The sequence below is a fragment of the Aurantimonas sp. C2-5-R2 genome (assembly GCF_036549495.1).
Taxonomy (GTDB): Bacteria; Pseudomonadota; Alphaproteobacteria; order Rhizobiales; family Rhizobiaceae; genus Aurantimonas; species Aurantimonas coralicida_A.
In genome coordinates, this window is sequence record NZ_JAZHLJ010000065.1 from 1 (window position 1) to 20150 (window position 20150).

Consider the following 20150-nt stretch of genomic DNA (forward strand, 5'->3'; position numbering starts at 1 on the left):
AAGCCCGTTGCCTCCGTTTCCAGGGCCGCGTAACCTTCAACCCCGGCAACGTCGTTCGCCGAAGTTCAACAAACTTCGGGACATCCCCGGTCGAGGGCCGGACGGACGTTTCGCTCAAGGGCGCCAATCGCAAAGACGAGCTCGGCGAGATTGGGCGCGGCGTGCTTGCCTTCCAGGAAGTCGTGACAGCACGGGCGCGCCGTGACGCAGACGAGGCCGAGGAGCGCCGTCGGCAGGAGATGGACAGCGCAGAGCGGGAGACGGCGACCCGGCTCGAACAGTCCAAGGCGCAAAGTTTCGTGGTCGAGAACCTGTCGCATGGGTTGGAGAATCTTTCTCAAGGAGATCTCACGGTCCGACTGGATCGCTCGTTCGCACCGGAATTCGAGCCCATTCGCATCAAGTTCAACGACAGCGTCGGCAAGCTGGAAGGCGCGATCGGCAATGTGGTGACATCGATCGGATCGATCCGGTCGGGCCTTTCGGAGATCAACACGGCCTCGAACGATCTGGCGCAGCGCACCGAGCAGCAGGCGGCGAACCTGGAAGAGACGGTTGCGGCGCTGGGCGAAGTGACGACGGCGGTGAACGAGACGGCCGACGGCGCCGGCAAGGCGCAGACGGCGGCCAGTACCGCCCGCGGCAAAGCCCAGAAGGGCGGCGAGATCGTCGGCCAGGCGGTCGCGGCAATGAGCCAGATCGAAAAGTCCTCCGAGCAGATCAACCAGATCATCGGCGTGATCGACGAGATCGCCTTCGAGACCACCCTTCTGGCGCTGAACGCCGGTGTCGAGGCGGCGCGGGCCGGCGAGGCCGGCAAGGGCTTTGCGGTGGTCGCCCAGGAAGTGCGCGGGCTGGCCCAGCGCTCGGCCGAAGCGGCGAAAGAGATCAAGACGCTGATCGCGACCTCGCGCAGCCAGGTGGAGAGCGGCGTCGAGCTGGTCACCGCGTCTGGCAAGTCGCTGGACGAGATCGTCGCCGAGGTCAGTTCGATGGCCGAGCTGATCGCGACGATCGCGGTGAGCGCCAAGGAACAGGCGACGAGCCTCAGGGAAGTCTCCGGCGCGGCCGATCAGATGGACAAGGTGACGCAGCAGAACGCGGCGATGGTGGAAGAGGCGACGGCTGCGAGCCAGACCCTGACCAACGAGACCGAGGAACTGGCGAGCGCGATGGCGCAGTTCAAGACCGGCTCGGCCGGCCAGACCTCGCGGTCGCGTTCCAATCCTGCCCAATCTGGCCGTTCCGCCACGCCGTCGCGCGGCGTGCCGCAGATGAAGACCACCGGAACGGGCGGTGCCGCCCGTGCCCCCAAGGCCGAATCCGACAGCTGGGAGGAGTTCTGACCCCAGCCAAGACGGGTCAGATCAAGCCGAGCGCTTGACTGTCAGCGACAACGCCGCGTGTTCGTCAGAACGCGCGGCGTTTCCGTATCCTGGACCCGCCCCGTGCTGCCATCGCGATCAAACCGCTGGCGAACCCGCCGCCTCGACCAGAAATGCCCAGGCGTAATCAGCGAAGCTTCGCCAGCATTCGATCTCGAAGCGCTGCTCACCGGTCCGCCACAGGACGATCTCCGTCTTCGAGAGGATCGTCCGGCTCGCCGCCCCGACCGGAAAACTGCCAAGCCGAATGTCCTGCGGGCAGCCCGCCGCGATCACTGCCTCCGCCGCCGGTCCTTCGACCGCGATTGCGACATTGCGGTGCGACACGTCGACAACCGAGATGCAGGCGACGTCTGCAAGCCTTGCCGGCAACGGTTCGACCTCCGCCGCGTCAACGTCGGCGAGTACCAGCCACTCGTCGGGACCGAGCCAGAGCGCCGAAAGGCCGTTCGCGGTCGCGCTCGTCTTCGGGCGCCTCGGCAGCGCGAGGCCGAGCTTGGCTTCCACCGCCTTCGACGATTGCGTGCCGGCGCGCAGGCTGAGGCGTTGGCGCAGGGCGAGCGGCGCGAGCGTTACGCCCGGCCCGCTCGCATAGCGCCCGTCCAGCGGCGACATGCGCTGCAGGCTCGGCGAGGTGGTCACAGCGGCGGCCGCTGCTGTCGCGGCAGTGGGCGGCGCGGTTTTCCTGGCCGCAGCCTTGGTCGGCTTTTTCGCCTTCGATGCCACGCCAATCGGTGTTTTCTTCGATGCCGTCTTGCGCTCAGCCATGCAGCCGCTCCCCTTCCGGATCGAAGAACACCGTGTCCGTCACCTCGACGGCGATCGTCTCTTTCGGCATCGGAACATACAGCGTGCGGCCGATCAGGTTGCGGCCGTCCTTGACCAGCGCCAGCGCGATCGAACGTCCCATCGCGTCGGAGTGATAGGCCGAGGTGACATGGCCGAGCATGGTCATCGGCACGGCCTCGTTCGGATCGGCGACGATCTGCGCGCCTTCCTCCAGAACGGTCAGCGGGTTCGCGGTCTTGAGGCCGACGAGTTGTTTGCGGCCGGGGGCCAGGAGATCGGACCGCTCCAGCCCGCGCTTGCCGACGAAGCCCGTCTTCTTCTTCGACACCGCCCAGGCGAGCCCCGCGTCGGCCGGCGTCACCGTGCCGTCGGTCTCCTGGCCGACGATGATATAGCCCTTTTCAGCTCTGAGAACGTGCATGGCCTCGGTGCCATAAAGTTCGGCACCAAGGCTGCGGCCATGCTCGCGCAACCTGTCCCAGACCGCGCGGCCGTAGTCGGCCAGCACGTTGATCTCGTAGCCGGCCTCGCCGGTGAAGGAGACGCGGAACAGCCGGCAGGCAACGCCCATGAAAGTGCATTCGGCCACCGACATGTGCTTGAAGGCGTCCGGCGAAATATCCAGCCCCTCGACGAAGGGCGCGACGATCTCGCGTGCCTTCGGCCCCTGCACGGCGATCACCGCCCATTGCTCGGTGACCGAGGTCGTCCAGACTTTCAGGTCCGGGAACTCGGTCTGCCGGTAGTCCTCCATCAACTCAAGCACGCGCGGCGCGCCGCCGGTCGTCGTGGTCACATGATAACGGTCTTCGCCGATCCTGGCGACGATGCCGTCGTCGATGATGAAGCCGGCCTCGTTCAGCATGATCGCATAGCGGCACTTGCCGACGGCAAGGCTTGCCAGCGGCGTCGCATAGATCACGTCGAGGAACTTCGCCGCGTCCGGCCCGACCACCTCGATCTTGCCCAGGGTGGAAGCGTCGAAGAGGCCCGCCGCCTCGCGCACCGCCCGGCATTCCCGGCCGACGGCGGCGTGCATGTCGGCGCCTTTCGGAAAATACCACGCCCGCTTCCAGAGGCTGACGTCCTCGAACACCGCTCCTTCGGCCTCGGCGCTGTCGTGGATCGGCGTCTTCCGGGTCGGATCGAACAGCGGCCCCTTGGCGAAGCCGGCGATGGTGCCGAACGTGACCGGCGTGAACGGCGCGCGAAAGGTGGTCAACCCGACCTCTGGCATCGGACGGCTCAGTGCTTCGGCGGCAACGCCGATGCCATGAATGTTCGACGTCTTGCCCTGGTCGGTCGCCATGCCGGTGGTGGTGAAGCGCTTGATATGCTCGACCGAGTGGAAGCCCTCGGCCACGGCGAAACGGATGTCCTTGGCCGTCACGTCGTTCTGGAAGTCGATGAAGGCCTTGACGAATTTTCCCGCGCCGGCGGCGGGCGTCGCCCCCGCCATACCGCCGCCGAAGGGCGCGGCCCCCGCGACCGCGACCGCTGCGGCTTTGCCGGCCTTGCCGGTCGCCGCGACGCGGCCTGCGTTGCGGGCCGAACCGATCGTCTTCGCCAGATCGAAGTCGCCCGCCGCCGCGCCGACGCTGACGCACTCCTCGGCCGGCTCCGCCGGGACATAGGCCTGGAGCGCCGGATCGAAGGCGAGCTTGCCGCGCGATTGGGAGAACAGATGCACCGAGGGCGTATAGCCGCCGGACATCAGCAGCGCGTCGCAATCGAAGCGACGATTGTCCTGGCCCGAGCGCAGCTCCTCGACAGTGAAGCCCGTAATGCGCCTGGTGCCGCGCACGGTCTTGACCTCGTAGCCTTCGAGAACCTCGATCCCGAGCGCCCGTGCCTCGGCGGTGATGTCGGCGGGCGGTTCGGCCCGCAAATCGACGATGACCGGAACGGCGACGCCCGCCCGTTTCAGGTCGATCGCCGCCGCATAGGCCGCGTCATGGGCAGTGAAGACCGCAACGCGGCGGCCCGGCGCAACGCCGAAATGGTTGAGATAGAGCCGCGCCGCGCCGGCCAGCATGATGCCCGGCCGGTCGTTATCGGGAAACACCAGCGGCCGCTCGATCGAGCCGGTCGCGAGCACCACCTTTTTCGCCCGCACCTGCCACAGCCGCTCGCGCGGCAGCGCCGGGTCGGGCTCGGCAAGATGCTCCGTGACCTGCTCGGCCAACACCAGCATGTTGTGGTTGTAATAGCCGAAGGCCGTCGTGCGCGGCATCAAGCGGACATTGGTCATGCCCGCGAGCCGGGCGACGACGCCGTCGACCCAGTCCATCGCGGCGACGCCATCGATGGTCGTACTGCTTTCCGCCTTCAGCCAGCCGCCAAAGCTCGCCCCTTCGTCGCAGAGGAGCACGCTGGCGCCCGCCTCGCCCGCCGCCAGCGCAGCGGCGAGCCCCGCCGGGCCGCCGCCCGCGACCAGCACGTCGACATGGGCGAAGCGGTTGGCGTAGTGCTCGGGGTCGGGTTTCGTCGGCGCGCGCCCGAGGCCGGCAGCGGCCCGGATATACGGTTCATAGAACCGATGCCAAAAGGCCTTCGGCCACATGAAGGTCTTGTAGTAGAAGCCGGCGGTCAGGAAGCGCGAGAATATCCCGTTGGCGCAGCCGATGTCGAAGCCGAGCGAAGGCCAGCGGTTTTGGCTGATAGCTTCGAGCCCGTCATAGAGCGGCTGCATGGTCGCGCGGATATTGGGCTGGCGGCGGGCGTCGTCGCGGCAAATCTCGACCAGCGCGTTCGGCTCTTCCGGACCGGAACCCAGGATGCCGCGCGGCCGATGATATTTGAACGAGCGACCGGTGAGATGCACGCCGTTGGCGAGGAGTGCCGAGGCAAGCGTGTCGCCCTCCAGCCCCACATAGCGTTGGCCGTCGAAGCGGAATTGGATGCGGCGAGCGCTGTTGAGGCGGCCGTGCTCGGGAAGCCGGAAGCGGCTCATCGTCCACCCTCCCCGACATCGGGCTTCGGCGCGCCGGCTTCGTAGAAAGCGAGGAATTTGTCCGACACCGAATGGCGCGCGGCGTTGAAGAAGCGCCCGCAGCCATGGATGTGGCGCCAGCGTTCGAAGACGACGCCGCGATTATTCGTACGCAGGTAGAGCGCCTCGGCGACGGCGCGTCCCGGTTTCCCGTCTGCGGCCGGTCGCGCGATATGCGCTTCGCCGGCGTGGCGGAACTCGAGCTCTGGTCGGTTTTCCTGGCAATAGGGGCAATGGATCAGCAGCATGGAAACGATCCCTGCGGTCAGTGCGCGACGGCGGCGGCGGCCGCCTCGTCGATGAAGCGGCCTGTCTCGAAGCGATCGAGGCTGAAGGCGGCGTTGATCCTGTGCGGCTCGTCGCGAGCGATGGTGTGGGCGAAGACGTGGCCGGAACCGGGCGTCGACTTGAAGCCGCCGGTGCCCCAGCCGCAATTAACGTAGAGCCCTTTTACCGGCGTCTTCGACAGGATCGGCGAGCGGTCCGGCGTCACGTCGACGATACCACCCCAGGAGCGCAGCATGCGCATGCGGCGGAACATCGGAAACATCTCCGAAATCGCGTCGACGGTATGGTTGAGGATGTGCAGGCTGCCGGTCTGCGAATAGGAGGGATATTGGTCGGTGCCAGCGCCAATGACGAGTTCACCCTTGTCCGATTGGGAGACATAGGCGTGGACGGTGTTCGACATAACGACGCAGGGGAAGCAGGGCTTGACCGGTTCCGACACCAGCGCCTGCAGCGGAAAGCTCTCGATCGGCATCCTGACGCCAGCCATGTCCATGACCACCGAGGTGTTGCCGGCCGCGACGACCCCGATCTTCCTTGCGCCGATGAAGCCGCGCGTCGTCTCGACGCCGGCCACAGACCCGTCGGCGCCGCGCCTTATGCCCGTGACGGCGGTGTTCTGGATGACGTGGACACCGCGCGCTGACGCCGCCCGGGCATAACCCCAGGCGACCGCATCGTGGCGAGCTGTGCCGCCGCGTCGCTGCAGCGCGCCGCCCACCACCGGGTAGCGGGTGTCTTGGGAGATGTTCAGTGGCGGACAGTACGCCTTGCACTCTTCCGGCGTCAGCCACTCGTTGTCGACGCCGTTCAATCGGTTGGAGTGGACGTGGCGCTTGGCGACCTGTACGTCGTGGACATTGTGCGACAGCATCAGGACGCCGCGGGGGGAAAACATGACGTTGTAGTTGAGGTCCTGGCTCAGCCCTTCCCACAGCTTGACCGCATGGTCGTACATGGCGGCCGACTCGTCGTAGAGATAATTGGAGCGGATGATCGTGGTGTTGCGGCCGGTATTGCCGCCGCCGAGCCAGCCCTTCTCGATCACCGCGATATCGGTGATGCCGTGTTCCTTGGCGAGATAGTAGGCAGTGGCGAGGCCGTGGCCGCCGGCCCCGACGATGACGACCTCGTATTGGCGGCGCGGCTCGGGCGATGCCCACTGCTCACCCCAGCCGGAATGGCCGCGCATCGCCTCGCGCGCAATGGCAAAGGCCGAAAATTTCCGCATCTTTCGCCTCGCGTCCTAAAACCTGGCGTCATTCGACGACGGCTCGCTCTGATGTAGCGCTCCGCCGCCGCCTCCGGCAACCCGCCCCGACCCTGGACCTTCAGCGGTCATCGCGTCGTCATCGATGTTTACCGAGGATGGGGCGTCACCATGCTCGAATCGCGACAACCGGTGACGCACAGTCGAAGCAGGTACGGCACACTGCGCCCGCCTGCTTCGACCATTCAAACTGCGTTTCCGGATTAGACCCGGCTGGCGATATGCAATCCTCTTGGGCGCCCGAGGAGACCTCCGAGTGCGCCCACGATCAGACCGAGAGCCAAGGCGACGAATGCCGCGAACGAGGCGGCGGCCACCGCGCGGGCAGCGGCATCAGCGGCAACGCGAGCCTCCCGCTTGGCGCTGTCGTAGGTCTGCTGGAGTTGCTGCAGCCGCTGTTCCGCCTCTGCCAGCGGGACTCCCGCCTGTTGCGCGATGGCCCGGCTCGCGGCCTGGCGCTGATCGGCCGTCGCTTGCTCGCCAAGCCCAGCGAGAACGGTTGCGACCATTGTCGCGCCATCCGACGCAACCGGCGCCGGTTCGGCAGCGGCCGGCAGCCCCTCGCCCTCACCGGCTGGCTCGATCGTGGCCGGCGACACAGCGCCGGCACGCGGACGCAGCGCCGCCTCCGCCGCGCGATTCAGCGATCTGTCGGACATCGTATCAGGAGACACCGCGGACGACGCCTGCGCCAAGCCCTGGATCGAGCCACCGATCGCACCGAACGCAGTACCGAGGACGGCCGAGGCGCCGCTGGTCAACAAAAAGACGACCAGAAGCGTCGACGTCGCCCAGGTGACAACGCCATGGAGGATTGCATCGGTTTTGGACGAGCTACCGGCAAGTCGGCCGGCGGCATAGGCACCGACGAAGAGGCCGATCAGCACGACGGCGACGGTCCACAGGCCGCCGACGGATGCAAACGTGTTGGCGTCGAAGCTCTCCGCTCCGTTCGGATCGATGGTCGCAAGGCCGATGCCGAGCCCGAGCAAGCCCAGCATGAATTGGATGGCGAGGGCCAACAACGCACCGGCGATGATCGCGCCCCAGGATATCCGCCTGAGGCCGTCCGTCGCGACGGCCGCCGCGCGCTCCCGTCTGATCTCGTTCATGTGTTGAATAGCCTCCTGCCAGGGTCTCGCGTGACGCACCCCGCTGCCGGGCTGCGTCACGCGACACCATATCATCGAATGCGCGTGAAACCGCGCGGCGGCGGCAAGGTTCCCTTCCCTACCCGCGTGACCGTCAGACCATTCGGTAGTGGGTCAGTTTGAATTTATAGGCTTCATCAGCATCTGCGCTACGCGCAATCGGGTCAGTTTCCATCCGCTCGGCAAAGTTTCACGANGTAGTGGGTCAGTTTGAATTTATAGGCTTCATCAGCATCTGCGCTACGCGCAATCGGGTCAGTTTCCATCCGCTCGGCAAAGTTTCACGAATGCCCGCGCCGGACGCCTTCGGCCCCCTGACATAATCTTCCCAAAGGATTGTGTCACCTCGACCGCCGGAAGCCTCTTTAAGCCGATCTGCTACTTCCCGTGGCCACGCCAGGTAAACTCGCGGGATTTGATCGTCCGGTACGCCTTTGAACTGAACGAAACACAGGGCTGTCAGTGGCTTGTGGCGTTGAAACCATAACTCGGCTGCCCCGTGATAATCAGCATTCCTAATTTTTGAAAGTTGGGTTTGCGAGAGTCCCCAACCTCCATCTTGACTACCCTTCACAGACACCTTGAGCATCCGCTCGCCTTCGGCAATCATCAAGTCGTATTCAGGTTGATTTGCTCCATATTGAACAGAGACATCGTAACCAAATCGAGCAAACTGTGCCGCTGCAATCGCCTCGGCTGCCGTTGCAACGTGCCATGAGCTAAGTCTAGGGAGCATTGTTCCTCTTCTTATACGACCCGCGTGCGGCCGGCTTCTCAGCCTCCTTCGCCTCGATCAGCGCGACGATATCCGCGATCTCCCAAAGCTTGTCAGTCACGCCAGCGGCCATTGCCGGGGTAACGCGCAACGTCGCATGGATACGGACGAAATTGTAATACATGAAATGCAGGGCGACGGCGTTGGCGTGAGCCTCGACCTTTTTGGAGAAACCGTTGGTCAGGCGGGTGAAGCGGCGCATGTGCATCCGCATCGTCAGGTTCTGGCGTTCGGCATAGGACGTGCTGACGTGCGCCTTATCCGGATTGCCTTCGATCCTCATCTTGCGCGCGCCGGTGCATTCGGCGGGGCTGTAGCGGCCCTTCGCGCTTTCCGGTGAGTTGCCGTAAATCTTGACCAGCATGGCGTAGTCGATATCGGCACCGAACGCGCCTTCAACAGCCTCTAGATAGGCCTTGTGGCCGTCGCTGGTGAGCTGGACGCGATTGGCAAGCCGACGCGCCAGATCGTCCATGAAGCCCATCGCGTATTCGCTATCGCGCCCGCCGACCAGCCAGGACATGACCAGCTTCGTATCGGCGTCGATTGCGGTCCACGTCCAAGTATCGCCAGCACCTTCCGGTGCTGCCTTGGCCCGCGCGACATTCTTCTGCTTGGCGTAGGTAAAGCTCCAAATCTCATCCACCTGAATGCGGCGGCTGGTCAGGTTCACCAGTGCGCTGTCCTGATATTCAGCGCAGACCGCACCAGCGTCAGAAAGGAGCTTGGCGACCGTGTTCTTGCTGACACCCATGACGCGGGTGATCGAGCGGATGGACTGCCCTTCGCAGAGAAGATGAAGGATTTGCGAGCGGGCTTTGGCGTCGAGCTTGTTCATATCCCCTTGTCGCACAATCGCGCATAATAGTCAAGCATAAAGGTCAGTTTAACGCATTGCGTTCAGTCGTTAATTGACAATTTTTGCGGCGCGCATTAAGGTGATTCCGCATGAGGATCGAGTTTGCGGACAGGGGCCTTGCGCGCATTTGCACGGACGAAGCCCACAAGTTGGGCCTACCCTTTGCAGTGATAAAGGCGGCCCGCAATCGAATCGTGCAGCTGGAAGCAGCCATAGATGAACGCGATTTGAGGAACTTGAAAAGTTTGAATTACAAGAAACTGCAAGGTGACAAGGACGGTCGCCGTCAGATCAGAATCAACGATCAATACCGGATCGTTTTTACAATATCGAACGATGAAAGACCGCCCGTCATCACCATTACCGAAATTGGCGACACGCACTAAGGAGGGCGCGACATATGAGTTTTGCATCTTGTCTAGTTGACGTGCCTCATCCGGGAGAATTTATCCGTGAAGAGCTAGACGCGCGCGGCTGGTCGCAGCGCGATCTGGCGTACATTCTGGGCGCACCCGAGCAGGCGGTGAATCTCATTACCTCCGGCAAGCGAGGCATTAGCCCGGAAATGGCTAAGGCGCTTGGCAAAGCTTTCGACGTGTCCGCAGGTTACTTTGCAAACCTGCAAAAGGCCTACGAGATGGCCAACGCTCGCGAACCAGATCCTGGCATAGCGAAGCGCTCCTTATTGCAGGGGTCGTACCCCATTCGTGAAATGATCAAGAGAAGGTGGCTAGAGGATACGGATGTAGGCCTACTGGAAGCGCAGATGATGCGTTTCTTTTGCAAAAACGATCTGTCCGATGTTCCTTATCTGGCGCATGCGGCGAAGAAAGCCGATTATTCCAACACCACGCCTGAACAGATCGCTTGGCTGTTCCGGGTTCGCCAAATAGCGGCGGAAATAATTACGCCAGCTTATTCTGAGCAAAAATTGAAAGCTTTTGTGGAGGATATGCCGCGTCTCATGGCTGATCCCGAGGAAACGAGGCATGTTCCCCGCGCTCTGGCCGAATGCGGGGTCCGGTACGTGGTGGTGGAGACGTTGCCGAAGGCTAACATCGATGGTGTGTGTTTCTGGCTGGACTCGAAGTCGCCTACTATTGGTATGACCCTTCGCCATGACCGTATAGATAATTTCTGGTTCGTATTGAGGCACGAAATTGAACATGTGCTCAACAAGGATGGGCAAGGCAATTTAGAGTTCCAGGCGGTTGATCATGATTTAGAGGGTAAAAATGGCGGAGTGGGCGAAGACCTTCCGCCAGAAGAAAGGCGAGCCAATCTGGCGGCAGCAGAGATTTGCGTTCCGCAAGATCAGCTGGAATCCTTTTACGTTCGAAAGTTTCCTTACATCTCAGAGCGGGACACGATTGGTTTTGCAAAGCGGGTGCAAAGGCATCCCGGCATAGTCGTTGGGCAGCTGCAGCGGAAAATGGAAAGGTACGACTGGCTAATCCGACATAAGGTCAAGATTCGCCAGCACATTCTCGGAAGTGCCGTCGTGGACGGATGGGGCGTCCCCGCTAATGTATCACTATGAGGGTTTCGGAAAATGGCAACGTACAAAGAGCAGCTACAAAAAGCGTGGCATGCATACGAAAAGGAACGCGGTTCGATACCTGCTACCGCACGTGACGCGGTTCAATGGGCAGTAGGAAGAGGGCTGATTACTGTCCCTGAAGTCGACCCTCTAGCGAAGTTGTCAGCCGACATGGCGGACGCACTTCGCGAAGAATATGCGACCGACGCACAAGGGCGACGGTACAGAGTGAACCATGCAGTGCGTGTTTCTAAAGCGGGTGTGCAATACACATTCTGGGCAATTATGAAGGATGCGCCGCGTGAACATATGCAGAAGGCGTTCATTCAGAGACGCGAGCAGATCGTTGGCGATTGCGTTCAATTGGCAACCGACGTGGAATCTTACAATTCTATAAATGAAGAACAGCCCCCGATACCGATGCTTTTCGATTTTAGAGACGATGTGGAGGAGCGGCGATATTGGGATCGAGAAAAAGCAGCCTAGCCCTTCTTTTTCCATCTCGCTTCGGCTGCGATTCTTGCAATCTCAGATCGCTGCTCTGGGGTGAGCGATTTAGCTCTTGAGACACCGCCTTTTAGTCCACCCCTCCGCGCGCTGGCGAGGGGATTTGTGTCCTCCGCCTCACCAGTGGCGATTTCCACAATGGATTTAGCCAACTTGTTCGGATCGCGGGGGCGCTTGGGGGTGCTACTCATCGAGCGGAACTCAATTCGCTCACGTCGCCGGGCTTCAGATCAAGACGGCGGGCAAGCTCAAAATTAATGAAGTCGTCAGTCAGCTCCGCCGTGTAGTGGCTTGGAACACTCTCCATCACGGCCTTAACGGCTTTCTCACGGGGCAGCGCAGCCACCCACAATTGCACGGCAGGTTGCCGGTTTGGGCCTTGGCCGACTAGATTGTCGGTCATAAACACGCGGACAATCGTGAGGTCTGGAGCTGGATCGTTCATGTCCGTAAGATGGCATCTTCCAATCGCCCTTTCCAGTCTCATCCACCATCTAGATTTCAAACTGACCCACTACCGACCATTCCCGCCCCTCGACAAAGGCCTCTCGACCTGCTAAGGGGCTGCCGGATTTCGAGGAATTTGGTCTTCGTAAGCGCTTCATCTTTAGTTCAGGCCGACTTCGGCCACACGCCAGAAACGGAACATCCAGTGCAGGTATCTGTCCGCGACAACAACGTCGACCAGGCTCTCCGCGCCCTCAAGAAGAAAATGCAGCGCGAGGGAATCTTTCGCGAAATGAAGATGCGCAATTTCTTCGAGAAGCCTTCGGAGAAGCGCGCTCGGGAGAAGGCCGAGGCGGTTCGCCGCGCCCGCAAGCTGGCGCGCAAGCAGGCTCAGCGCGAAGGTCTGGCGAGCGGCGGCCGCAGTCACTAGGGCATCGGCGACAATAGCGGCGCGCTGCGCCATTCTTTCGGCGATTTGAGGTTGTAACGGAGGCGGTCGAGGCGCGAGTCTGCCGCCTCTTTGCGTATGGGTCAGCAAGAGTCCATAAGATCGATCCGGGCCATGCGGTCCGAGCTGGTCACATGGACGACGGCCCCGCCTGATTCGTCTCTCGAGGGAACAATTCATCGATGCTGCAGCCTCTGAGCCTTGTCACCCGTGCGTTCGCCCGCGGTCCGGTTACACGCCCCACGGCGATCGAACCGGAGGGGCGAGTCGCGCATACGACTTTGCGCACCGCTGCGGTGCTCGGCCTGATGACGGTTCTCGCTGCGTGCCAGTCGACATCGGACGGACCGGCCGTCACGGCGATCGCCCTCGATCAAAATCAGGGGCTCGACCAGAACATCGCCTCGCTGACCCAGACCGTCAGTGCCAATCCCCGCGATCCGGAAGCCCTCAACGTTCGGGGTACGGCCTATGGCCGTGCCGGCAAATACGACGCCGCGATCCAGGATTTCACGACCGCCCTCCAGCTCGACCCGAATTTCTATCAGGCCTACGCCAACCGCGCGCTCGTCTACCGCCAGACCAACCAGCCGGCGAAGGCCGTCCAGGACTACAGCGCGGCACTCCAGATCAATCCGAATTACGATTCGGCTTATATCGGACGCGGCAACGTCTACCGGGTCGCCGGCCGCAATCGTGAGGCGCTCATCGATTTCCAGCGGGCGATCGACCTGAACACCACCGACCCGCGCGCCTATCATAACCGCGGCCTGCTCTATCAAATCGACGGCCAGCACAAACAGGCGATCGAGGATTTTTCGACGGCGATTTCATTGCAGGCGACAGCGTCCGAGCCTTATTCCGGGCGCGGCGTCTCCTATCTGGCGCTCGGCGACGAGGAAAATGCCTTCGCCGATTTCAACGCGGCTCTGAAGCTCGACGACAAGAAGGCCGAGTATTGGACCAACCAGGCGCTGGTCTTCGAACGCAAAGGCGATCGTGGGCGGGCCTTAAAGTCCTATTCCCGTGCCGCGCAGCTCGATCCGAAATACCAACCGGCCAAGGACGGCATGGCGCGCACCAGAGGCGGCGCCTGAGCAGGATCGCTGACGCCGCCCCGTCCGCTCGGGGTGACTGGCCGCACGTTTTACGCGACGACCTCGGGCTGGGCGTCCGAGGCGTCGTCCGGAGGGCCGGCCAGCGGTTCGTCCAGAACCATCGCCTCTCGCAAGACTGAGACATGCTGCTTTGGATGCGGGCCGGCGGCGCGATAGGCCGGGGCGATGTCGCCGGAAACCAGTATTCCTTCAGCCTCGCAATCCCAGTAGAGCGTGTGCGTAAAGAGCCGTCCCAGCCCGGGGATCAAAGGCTTGCGCCGGCGAATCCGGACATGGCGATCACGGATCCCGAGCCCCATGCCCGGCTCGCCCGCAGCGCCCAACTCAGGCGAAATGGCGGTCGCCGGTTCGTTCTGGACCGGACCTGACACGATGTCACCCAGCAGCACCTTGGAGTGGCGGTCGTAGATATTCGTCCAGCGCGTCGCCGCGAACATGGCCGCATGATGGGGAAGGCCGGGGTACTGCTCCTCGATCTCACGCAACACATGCAGGCGGTGATCGTCCGGTCGGTAGCGGAAATCGCGTCCCTCGACGGGCAGTGGCGGCGACGTCGCGATCTGCCGCTCCTCGACGAGTCGCGCAAGGCGATCGACATCGCGGGCGAGCAGGAACTCGGCGTGGGTCAGCGGGTTACCGAGGGTTACCAGATCGCTGATACGCCAGAACAGCGGCCCCTCCCCGGGATCGACCGGAGCGCCGGGCGAGGGCTTTGCACGCTCGGCGGCCATGGCGCGCGAAACCGCGCGCTGAAAATTCCGATAGACCGAGAGCTCGCGCTCATCGCGCAAATCCGGTTCTGTCTCGAGGAAAGCAACGAGGGCGTCGAATGCCTCCTGGACCTGCGATCCCATCGGGTGGTCCCGGTTCGGACCGGCTTCCAGCCAGAACAGCCGCAGCAGATCGTAGGCGATGATGGCCCCGAGGCTGTGGCCGACGACGACGATGCGTTCATAGCGTTCGGTCTCGGCGCTATCGTCGTCTGTCGCATCCGCGCCCTCGCCTTCCTTCGGCGTCGCCGGCGGGGCCTCACGGTGCAGCGCTCTGAGCAGCGCCAGCCCTCGCTCGCGTATGTCCCGGCGCTTTTCCACCGTGTCGGGTTCGGTCCGCACATACCGGGCGACGTCGCCAAGATAAGGCACGACGAGTTGGTGGACGAGAACACCGATCGCCGTCGACAGCACGAGCATACCGACGCTCAAGGTCAGGATGGATTGCCATGGAAGCAGAAAGGCGATGCCGGCAAAGACGAGTACGGCTGCGCCGCCGGCAAAGTGATAGGACAACTCCGTCGCCCTCGGTTCGCCGGACAGACGTCGCCACAGAAAATACAGCAACACGCCGGCCGCGAACAGCGCGACGGCGATACCAACGACCGCTGGCCACAACGGCGAGACCACCTCCGGAGCCGCCTCGGCCGGGCCCGAATCGATCAATCCGAAAAGCCCCCCGGCCGCCAGAGCGACAGCGACCAGCGTGCCGGTCCACAACCAAAGCCATGCCCACCACACATCGCGCGGCACATGATGCGGCCAGCGCAATAGCAGACCGAAGATCCAAGCCCGCAGGTGCTGCAACGTCGTGCCTTGCATGATGTCGGCCCAGTAGAACTCGTAGAAGTCCGTGCGAACGCCGTTTGCATCGGCGGGGGTCGTGATGCGGGCAAGTTCAGCGGAGCCGGTGCGCGAATCCGGCACGATCCAGAATTCGGATGTTCTGCCCGCTTCCTTCTCGTTGGAGCCCAGCACCGCCTCGACGAAGGAGCGCAGCGTCGCCATCGGACGCTGCTCGCCCATGCCATGGATGACAATGACGGCTTGGCGCTTAGCCATCGCCGGCTTCTCCGGGTCTCCATTCATCTGGGCGCCCTCGCTTATAATTCCCTTAGGTAATCATGATTTTCACCCGTCAGGCAAGCGCAGGGCACGCCGCCGCCGATTCGCAGCATCGGAGACGTCGCGCCTGCATCCTGGCTGAAAAGAAACGCGGCTGAGGGGGAACTTCGCGGCGCACCATGACTTTCTCCCCCGAAGTGGATAACCCACGAAAGGACCATCCCATGAAAACCATTTTATCCTCGCTGGCGCTTGCCGCCGCCTTCGCCACGACCCCGCTGCTTGCCTCGGGCGCATCGGCCGAGACCAAGGTCGGCGTCCTTGGCTGCAACAGCGACGGCTCGACCGGTTTCATCGTCGGCTCGACCGACAACCTGGTCTGCGAATTCACGCCCGCGGAAGGCGGCGCGCCTGAGCTCTATGCGGCGACGCTCGACAAGTTCGGCCTCGACGTCGGCGTCACCGGCCGCACCGTGATGACCTGGGCGGTCGTCTCGGCGGACGGCACCCCGTACACCCCCAACAGCCTGGCCGGCACCTATGTCGGTGCGACAGCTGACGCATCCGTCGTTGTCGGCGGCGGGGCCAGCGTTCTCGTCGGCGGCAACAACGACAGCTTTTCGCTGCAGCCGGTGAGCGTGCAGGCCCAGGAAGGCATCAACGCAGCCATCGGCGTGGCGAAGTTCACGCTCGCGCCCGCCGTTGCCGTGGCCACGCCGCCGGCCGCCGTGGTCGTCGTTCCGCAGCCGAAATAACGCGGTCGTCGCTAACGCCGCCGCAGAAACGAAAAAGGCCTGCCACACCCGGCAGGCCTTTTTCATGACAGGGAAACAGCGGGGACGATGCCCTCGGCCGATCGGCGTTGGTGGTCAGTCGGCAAGCGCCTTGACGATGTCCTCGACCATCTTCTTGGCGTCGGAGAACAGCATCATGGTGTTGTCCTTGTAGAACAACGTATTGTCGATGCCGGCATAGCCCGAAGCCAGCGAACGCTTGATGAACAGGCAGGTCTTTGCCTGATCGACGTTGAGGATCGGCATGCCGTAGATCGGCGAGGCCTTGTCGTCGCGCGCCGACGGGTTGGTCACGTCGTTGGCGCCGATGACGAAAGCGACGTCGGTCTGGGCGAACTCCGAATTGATGTCCTCGAGCTCGAACACGTCGTCATAGGGTACGTTGGCTTCAGCCAGGAGAACGTTCATGTGCCCTGGCATGCGGCCCGCCACAGGATGGATGGCGTATTTGACCTCGACGCCCTCGTCCTTGAGCTTGTCCACCATCTCGCGCAGCGCGTGCTGAGCCTGCGCCACCGCCATACCATAGCCCGGCACGATGATGACCCGGCCGGCGTTCTTCATCAGATACGCGGCGTCCTCGGCCGAGCCCTGCTTGACCGTGCGATCGCCGAGATCGTCGGCGCCCGCCGGACCGCTCTCACCCCCAAAGCCACCGAGAATGACCGAAATGAAGGACCGGTTCATGCCCTTGCACATGATGTAGGAGAGGATCGCGCCGGAAGATCCGACCAGCGCGCCGGTGATGATCAATGCCAAATTTTGCAACGTAAACCCGATACCGGCGGCTGCCCAACCCGAATAGGAGTTCAGCATCGAGACGACGACCGGCATGTCGGCGCCGCCGATCGGAACGATCAGCAACACGCCGAGCGCCAGCGCGACGATAACGATGAGCCAGAACAGCACGTAGCTCTGGGTGATCGCGAAGGCCACGACCAAGGCGACCATCGCCACGCCAAGGGCGATGTTGATGACGTGGCGTTGCGGCAGCATGATCGGCTTGCCGCTCATGCGTCCGTCGAGCTTCAGGAAGGCGATGATCGAGCCGGTGAAGGTGATAGCGCCGATGGCGACGCCGATCGACATTTCCACCAGTGCCTGGGCATGGATGTCGCCAACCGTGCCGATGCCGATGGCTTCCGGCGCGTAGAGCGCCGCGGCGGCGACCATCACGGCCGCCAAGCCGACGAGGCTGTGGAAGGCTGCGACGAGCTGCGGCATCGCCGTCATCGGGATGCGCTTGGCGGTCACCGCGCCGACGCCGCCGCCAATGGCGATGCCGAGGACGATCAGCACCAGCCCGCCGAAGGACGGGCCGGCCAGAAGCAGCGTGGTGAGGATGGCGATCCCCATGCCCACCATGCCGTACAGATTGCCCTGGCGGCTGGTGGTCGGGTGCGACAGGCCCCTCAGCGCCAGGATGAACAGGACGCCGGAGACGAGATAAAGGAAGGCGGCAAAATTCTCGGACATGATCTGCTACCGCCTCACTTCTCTTTTTTCTTGTACATTGCCAGCATGCGCTGGGTGACGAGGAAGCCGCCGAAGATGTTCACCGAAGCCAGAACCAGCCCGATGAATCCGAAGGTCGTGGCCATTCCCGACGCCGAGATGCCGACGGCCAGAAGCGCGCCGACGATGATCACCGAGGAGATGGCGTTGGTCACCGACATCAACGGCGTGTGCAGCGCCGGGGTCACCGACCAGACGACGTAGTAGCCGACGAAGATCGCCAGCACGAAGATCGCCAGATGGAAGACGAAGGGGTCGATTCCGGTCGCTGCGCCGACCGCTTCAGTGATGCCGGAGCTCATCAGCCCTTCCACACCGGAGCGGGCCTCGCGAATGGCGGCACCAGCCTCGTTCAGCTGCTGCAGCGTGTTGCGAATGGTCTCGTTTTCCATCACGCCTCTCCCTTGGCCGTCTCGGCTGCGCCGTTATCGCCGGAGCCCGCGGCCGGCTCCTTGGCGAAATTCGGATGCACCACCTTGCCGTCGCGCGTCAGCAGCGTCGCCTGCACCAGCGGATCCTCGAAATCGATCTTCAGTGCCTTGGTTTCCTTGTCGATCATCGTCTCCAGGAAACTCGAAAGGTTCTTGGCGTAGAGCAGCGACGCACTGGCGGCGATCCGGCCCGGAACGTTGAGATGGCCGACGATCTTCGCCGGCCCCATCTGCACGACCTTGCCGGCTTCGGCGCCCTCGACATTGCCGCCGCGCTCGACGGCGAGGTCGACCACAATCGAGCCCGGCTTCATCGATTCGACCATCGCCTTGGAGACCAGCCGAGGCGCTGGCCGGCCAGGAATCAGGGCGGTGGTGATGACGATGTCCTGTTTGGCGATGTGCGACGCGACGAGTTCGGCCTGTTTGGCCTGATACTCTTTCGACATCTCCTTGGCGTAACCGCCGGCCGTCTCCGCCGCCTTGAACTCCTCGTCCTCGACCGCGATGAATTTGCCGCCGAGCGACTCGACCTGTTCTTTTGCAGCGGGCCGCACATCCGTCGCGGTCACCGCGGCGCCGAGACGCTTGGCCGTGGCGATCGCCTGGAGACCGGCAACGCCGGCGCCCATGACGAAGACGCGCGCGGCGGGAACGGTCCCGGCCGCGGTCATCATCATCGGAAACGCCCGGTCGAATTCATACGCCGCGTCGACCACGGCCTGGTATCCGGCGAGATTGGCCTGGGACGACAGGATGTCCATGGATTGCGCGCGGGTGATGCGCGGCATGAATTCCATGGCGAAGGCGAGGATGCCGGCCTCGGCCATCGCCTTGACCTCCTCGTCGCGACCATAGGGGTCCATCGTCGCGATCACCACCGCGCCCGATTTATAGGTCTTCAGTTCAACGGGCGAAGGCCGGCGCACCTTGAGAACGATATCGGCATTGGAGGCGTCCTTCGCCGTGCCGATCGCGGCGCCAGCCGCCTTGAACGCATCGTCGGTGACGCGCGAGCGCTCCCCGGCCCCCGCTTCCACGGTGACGTTGGCGCCCAGACCCGTCAGCTTCTTCACGGTATCGGGCGACGCCGCGACCCGGGATTCCCCGTCGTCGCGTTCCATTGGCACGAACAATTTCAACTTGGAACGCCTCCCCTCAAACCTTTAGCGCCCTGCGTCCATCCGGATGCGCAAAGGCCGCTTCATGTCGAATCGCTGGATGATTCTATCCGACGATCTTATCCGAAAATCGGTTGCAATCACCGGGTGCATCTTATGGCCACGCTTGGCATGGCCATAAATTCCTGCCGTCTCTCCCGCCGGCAGGCCGCCTATCGAGCGACGAAATAGGCGATCGCCAGGAGCACGACAAAGCTCAGGATACCGCCGAGAAACCCGCCGCCCAGCATCAGGCCCACGGTCATGCCGACGAGAATGGCGACCGAGACGATCGTGCCCCATTTGAACATCGCGAGAAACAGAGCATAGGTCCGCTCGTGCTCCGGATAGTCCATATCGGCCGGATTGGTGGTGTCGTAATTCGGCAGTTCGGCCACGTGACGGCTCCCTTGTCGTCCTGTTTCTTCGGCACATACACGATATCGCGCGGAACTGGCAATGCCGCACGGACGCCTCATTCCAGCGATGCGACCATGTGAAAGCGGCTGCGGCCACGGTGGCAGCCCCGTGGAACGTCACTTGTGTACGGCGTCGGGCGCGCTGCTTGGCCGCGCCCGCGTTCAGGAGATGCGGGCGCGCGTGAATCTACCAATCCGCTCAGTGAACGGCGCCTTCACCATCGATCACCGCCGCGGCGTCGGAAAAACCGAATCCGGCCCGCACCATCGCCGCTACGTCACGGTCGCGCCTCTCGGTGCGCTCCCGCAGACGGTACGGACCAAGCCGCCGCCGCTGGGAATGTCCCGATCGATGTTGAACTTCTGAAGGGGGCGGCGTTGCCCGCCTTGAGCCGGTAGGCTCGGGGTGTCGAATCCACTTTGGAGA

The 20150-nt window shown here is 63.2% G+C and carries 21 protein-coding genes; 8 read left to right on the top strand and 13 right to left on the bottom strand.

Features of this window, described 5'->3' with window-relative positions; all coding sequences use genetic code 11:
• Positions 1-1346, top strand: a 1346-nt coding sequence (locus VQ044_RS19460) for a methyl-accepting chemotaxis protein (RefSeq protein ID WP_331827744.1), incomplete at its 5' end; no start/stop codon positions are given.
• Between the two features lie 117 nt (positions 1347-1463).
• On the opposite strand, the gene VQ044_RS19465 is transcribed toward VQ044_RS19460, so the two are convergent.
• The 7 genes from VQ044_RS19465 to VQ044_RS19495 all read right to left on the bottom strand — a co-directional run bounded on the left by VQ044_RS19465 (position 1464) and on the right by VQ044_RS19495 (position 9488).
• Positions 1464-2153, bottom strand: coding sequence for a sarcosine oxidase subunit gamma (locus VQ044_RS19465; protein ID WP_327649028.1), 690 nt, complete (start codon positions 2151-2153; stop codon positions 1464-1466).
• Positions 2146-5127 carry a sarcosine oxidase subunit alpha family protein gene (locus VQ044_RS19470; protein ID WP_327649029.1) on the bottom strand — a complete coding sequence of 994 codons (2982 nt, stop codon included), beginning with the start codon at positions 5125-5127 and terminating at the stop codon, positions 2146-2148. The genes VQ044_RS19465 and VQ044_RS19470 overlap by 8 nt, the downstream gene beginning before the upstream one ends.
• Positions 5124-5414, bottom strand: coding sequence for a sarcosine oxidase subunit delta (locus VQ044_RS19475; protein WP_327622550.1), 291 nt, complete (start codon positions 5412-5414; stop codon positions 5124-5126). Before VQ044_RS19475 ends, VQ044_RS19470 begins: the two co-directional genes overlap by 4 nt.
• A gap of 17 nt (positions 5415-5431) precedes the next feature.
• Positions 5432-6685: a sarcosine oxidase subunit beta family protein gene (locus tag VQ044_RS19480; RefSeq protein ID WP_327649030.1), complete on the bottom strand. Its 1254-nt coding sequence runs from the start codon at positions 6683-6685 to the stop codon at positions 5432-5434.
• A gap of 242 nt (positions 6686-6927) precedes the next feature.
• Complete coding sequence (locus VQ044_RS19485) at positions 6928-7836, bottom strand: hypothetical protein (RefSeq protein ID WP_327649032.1); 909 nt, start codon at positions 7834-7836, stop codon at positions 6928-6930.
• Positions 7837-8080: 244 nt separating this feature from the next.
• Positions 8081-8611, bottom strand: coding sequence for a hypothetical protein (locus VQ044_RS19490; protein ID WP_327651143.1), 531 nt, complete (start codon positions 8609-8611; stop codon positions 8081-8083).
• Positions 8601-9488 (bottom strand): IS1 family transposase, encoded by an 888-nt coding sequence (locus tag VQ044_RS19495; RefSeq protein ID WP_327649034.1) that lies wholly within the window; start codon positions 9486-9488, stop codon positions 8601-8603. The genes VQ044_RS19490 and VQ044_RS19495 overlap by 11 nt, the downstream gene beginning before the upstream one ends.
• A gap of 110 nt (positions 9489-9598) precedes the next feature.
• On the opposite strand from VQ044_RS19495, the gene VQ044_RS19500 reads away from it, so the two are divergent.
• Genes VQ044_RS19500 through VQ044_RS19510 form a run of 3 tightly spaced genes read left to right on the top strand, consistent with a single transcriptional unit; the run spans position 9599 to position 11535 of the window.
• Entirely contained in the window at positions 9599-9895 is a 297-nt protein-coding gene (locus VQ044_RS19500) for a type II toxin-antitoxin system RelE/ParE family toxin (RefSeq protein WP_327649036.1), read from the top strand.
• A 14-nt stretch (positions 9896-9909) separates the two neighbouring features.
• Entirely contained in the window at positions 9910-11049 is a 1140-nt protein-coding gene (locus VQ044_RS19505; RefSeq protein WP_327649037.1) for a HigA family addiction module antitoxin, read from the top strand.
• 12 nt (positions 11050-11061) lie between these two features.
• Entirely contained in the window at positions 11062-11535 is a 474-nt protein-coding gene (locus tag VQ044_RS19510; RefSeq protein ID WP_327649038.1) for a hypothetical protein, read from the top strand.
• Positions 11536-11743: 208 nt separating this feature from the next.
• Here the strand turns inward: VQ044_RS19510 and VQ044_RS19515 are convergent, their stop codons facing one another.
• Positions 11744-12001 carry a hypothetical protein gene (locus tag VQ044_RS19515; protein ID WP_327649040.1) on the bottom strand — a complete coding sequence of 86 codons (258 nt, stop codon included), beginning with the start codon at positions 11999-12001 and terminating at the stop codon, positions 11744-11746.
• Between the two features lie 207 nt (positions 12002-12208).
• On the opposite strand from VQ044_RS19515, the gene rpsU reads away from it, so the two are divergent.
• Positions 12209-12433, top strand: coding sequence for a 30S ribosomal protein S21 (rpsU, locus tag VQ044_RS19520; protein ID WP_327649041.1), 225 nt, complete (start codon positions 12209-12211; stop codon positions 12431-12433).
• 200 nt (positions 12434-12633) lie between these two features.
• On the top strand, positions 12634-13548 hold the full coding sequence (locus tag VQ044_RS19525; protein WP_442872961.1) for a tetratricopeptide repeat protein: 915 nt from the start codon (positions 12634-12636) through the stop codon (positions 13546-13548).
• Between the two features lie 50 nt (positions 13549-13598).
• Here VQ044_RS19525 and VQ044_RS19530 read toward each other — a convergent pair whose 3' ends face one another.
• Positions 13599-15401 (bottom strand): hypothetical protein, encoded by a 1803-nt coding sequence (locus VQ044_RS19530; protein WP_327649043.1) that lies wholly within the window; start codon positions 15399-15401, stop codon positions 13599-13601.
• 182 nt (positions 15402-15583) lie between these two features.
• On the opposite strand from VQ044_RS19530, the gene VQ044_RS19535 reads away from it, so the two are divergent.
• A complete protein-coding gene (locus tag VQ044_RS19535) occupies positions 15584-16159 on the top strand; it encodes a DUF992 domain-containing protein (RefSeq protein ID WP_442872962.1) in 576 nt (191 codons plus the stop codon).
• 114 nt (positions 16160-16273) lie between these two features.
• Here the strand turns inward: VQ044_RS19535 and VQ044_RS19540 are convergent, their stop codons facing one another.
• From VQ044_RS19540 to VQ044_RS19555, 4 genes are all read right to left on the bottom strand, one after another.
• Positions 16274-17674 (bottom strand): NAD(P)(+) transhydrogenase (Re/Si-specific) subunit beta, encoded by a 1401-nt coding sequence (locus VQ044_RS19540; RefSeq protein WP_327649045.1) that lies wholly within the window; start codon positions 17672-17674, stop codon positions 16274-16276.
• A gap of 14 nt (positions 17675-17688) precedes the next feature.
• Positions 17689-18105 (bottom strand): proton-translocating transhydrogenase family protein, encoded by a 417-nt coding sequence (locus VQ044_RS19545; protein WP_327622558.1) that lies wholly within the window; start codon positions 18103-18105, stop codon positions 17689-17691.
• Complete coding sequence (locus VQ044_RS19550; RefSeq protein WP_327622559.1) at positions 18105-19268, bottom strand: Re/Si-specific NAD(P)(+) transhydrogenase subunit alpha; 1164 nt, start codon at positions 19266-19268, stop codon at positions 18105-18107. The genes VQ044_RS19545 and VQ044_RS19550 overlap by 1 nt, the downstream gene beginning before the upstream one ends.
• A gap of 209 nt (positions 19269-19477) precedes the next feature.
• Complete coding sequence (locus VQ044_RS19555) at positions 19478-19702, bottom strand: aa3-type cytochrome c oxidase subunit IV (protein WP_327622560.1); 225 nt, start codon at positions 19700-19702, stop codon at positions 19478-19480.
• A gap of 142 nt (positions 19703-19844) precedes the next feature.
• Here VQ044_RS19555 and VQ044_RS19560 point away from each other — a divergent pair, with 142 nt between their 5' ends.
• Entirely contained in the window at positions 19845-20090 is a 246-nt protein-coding gene (locus VQ044_RS19560; RefSeq protein ID WP_327649046.1) for a hypothetical protein, read from the top strand.
• Positions 20091-20150: the final 60 nt, after the last annotated feature.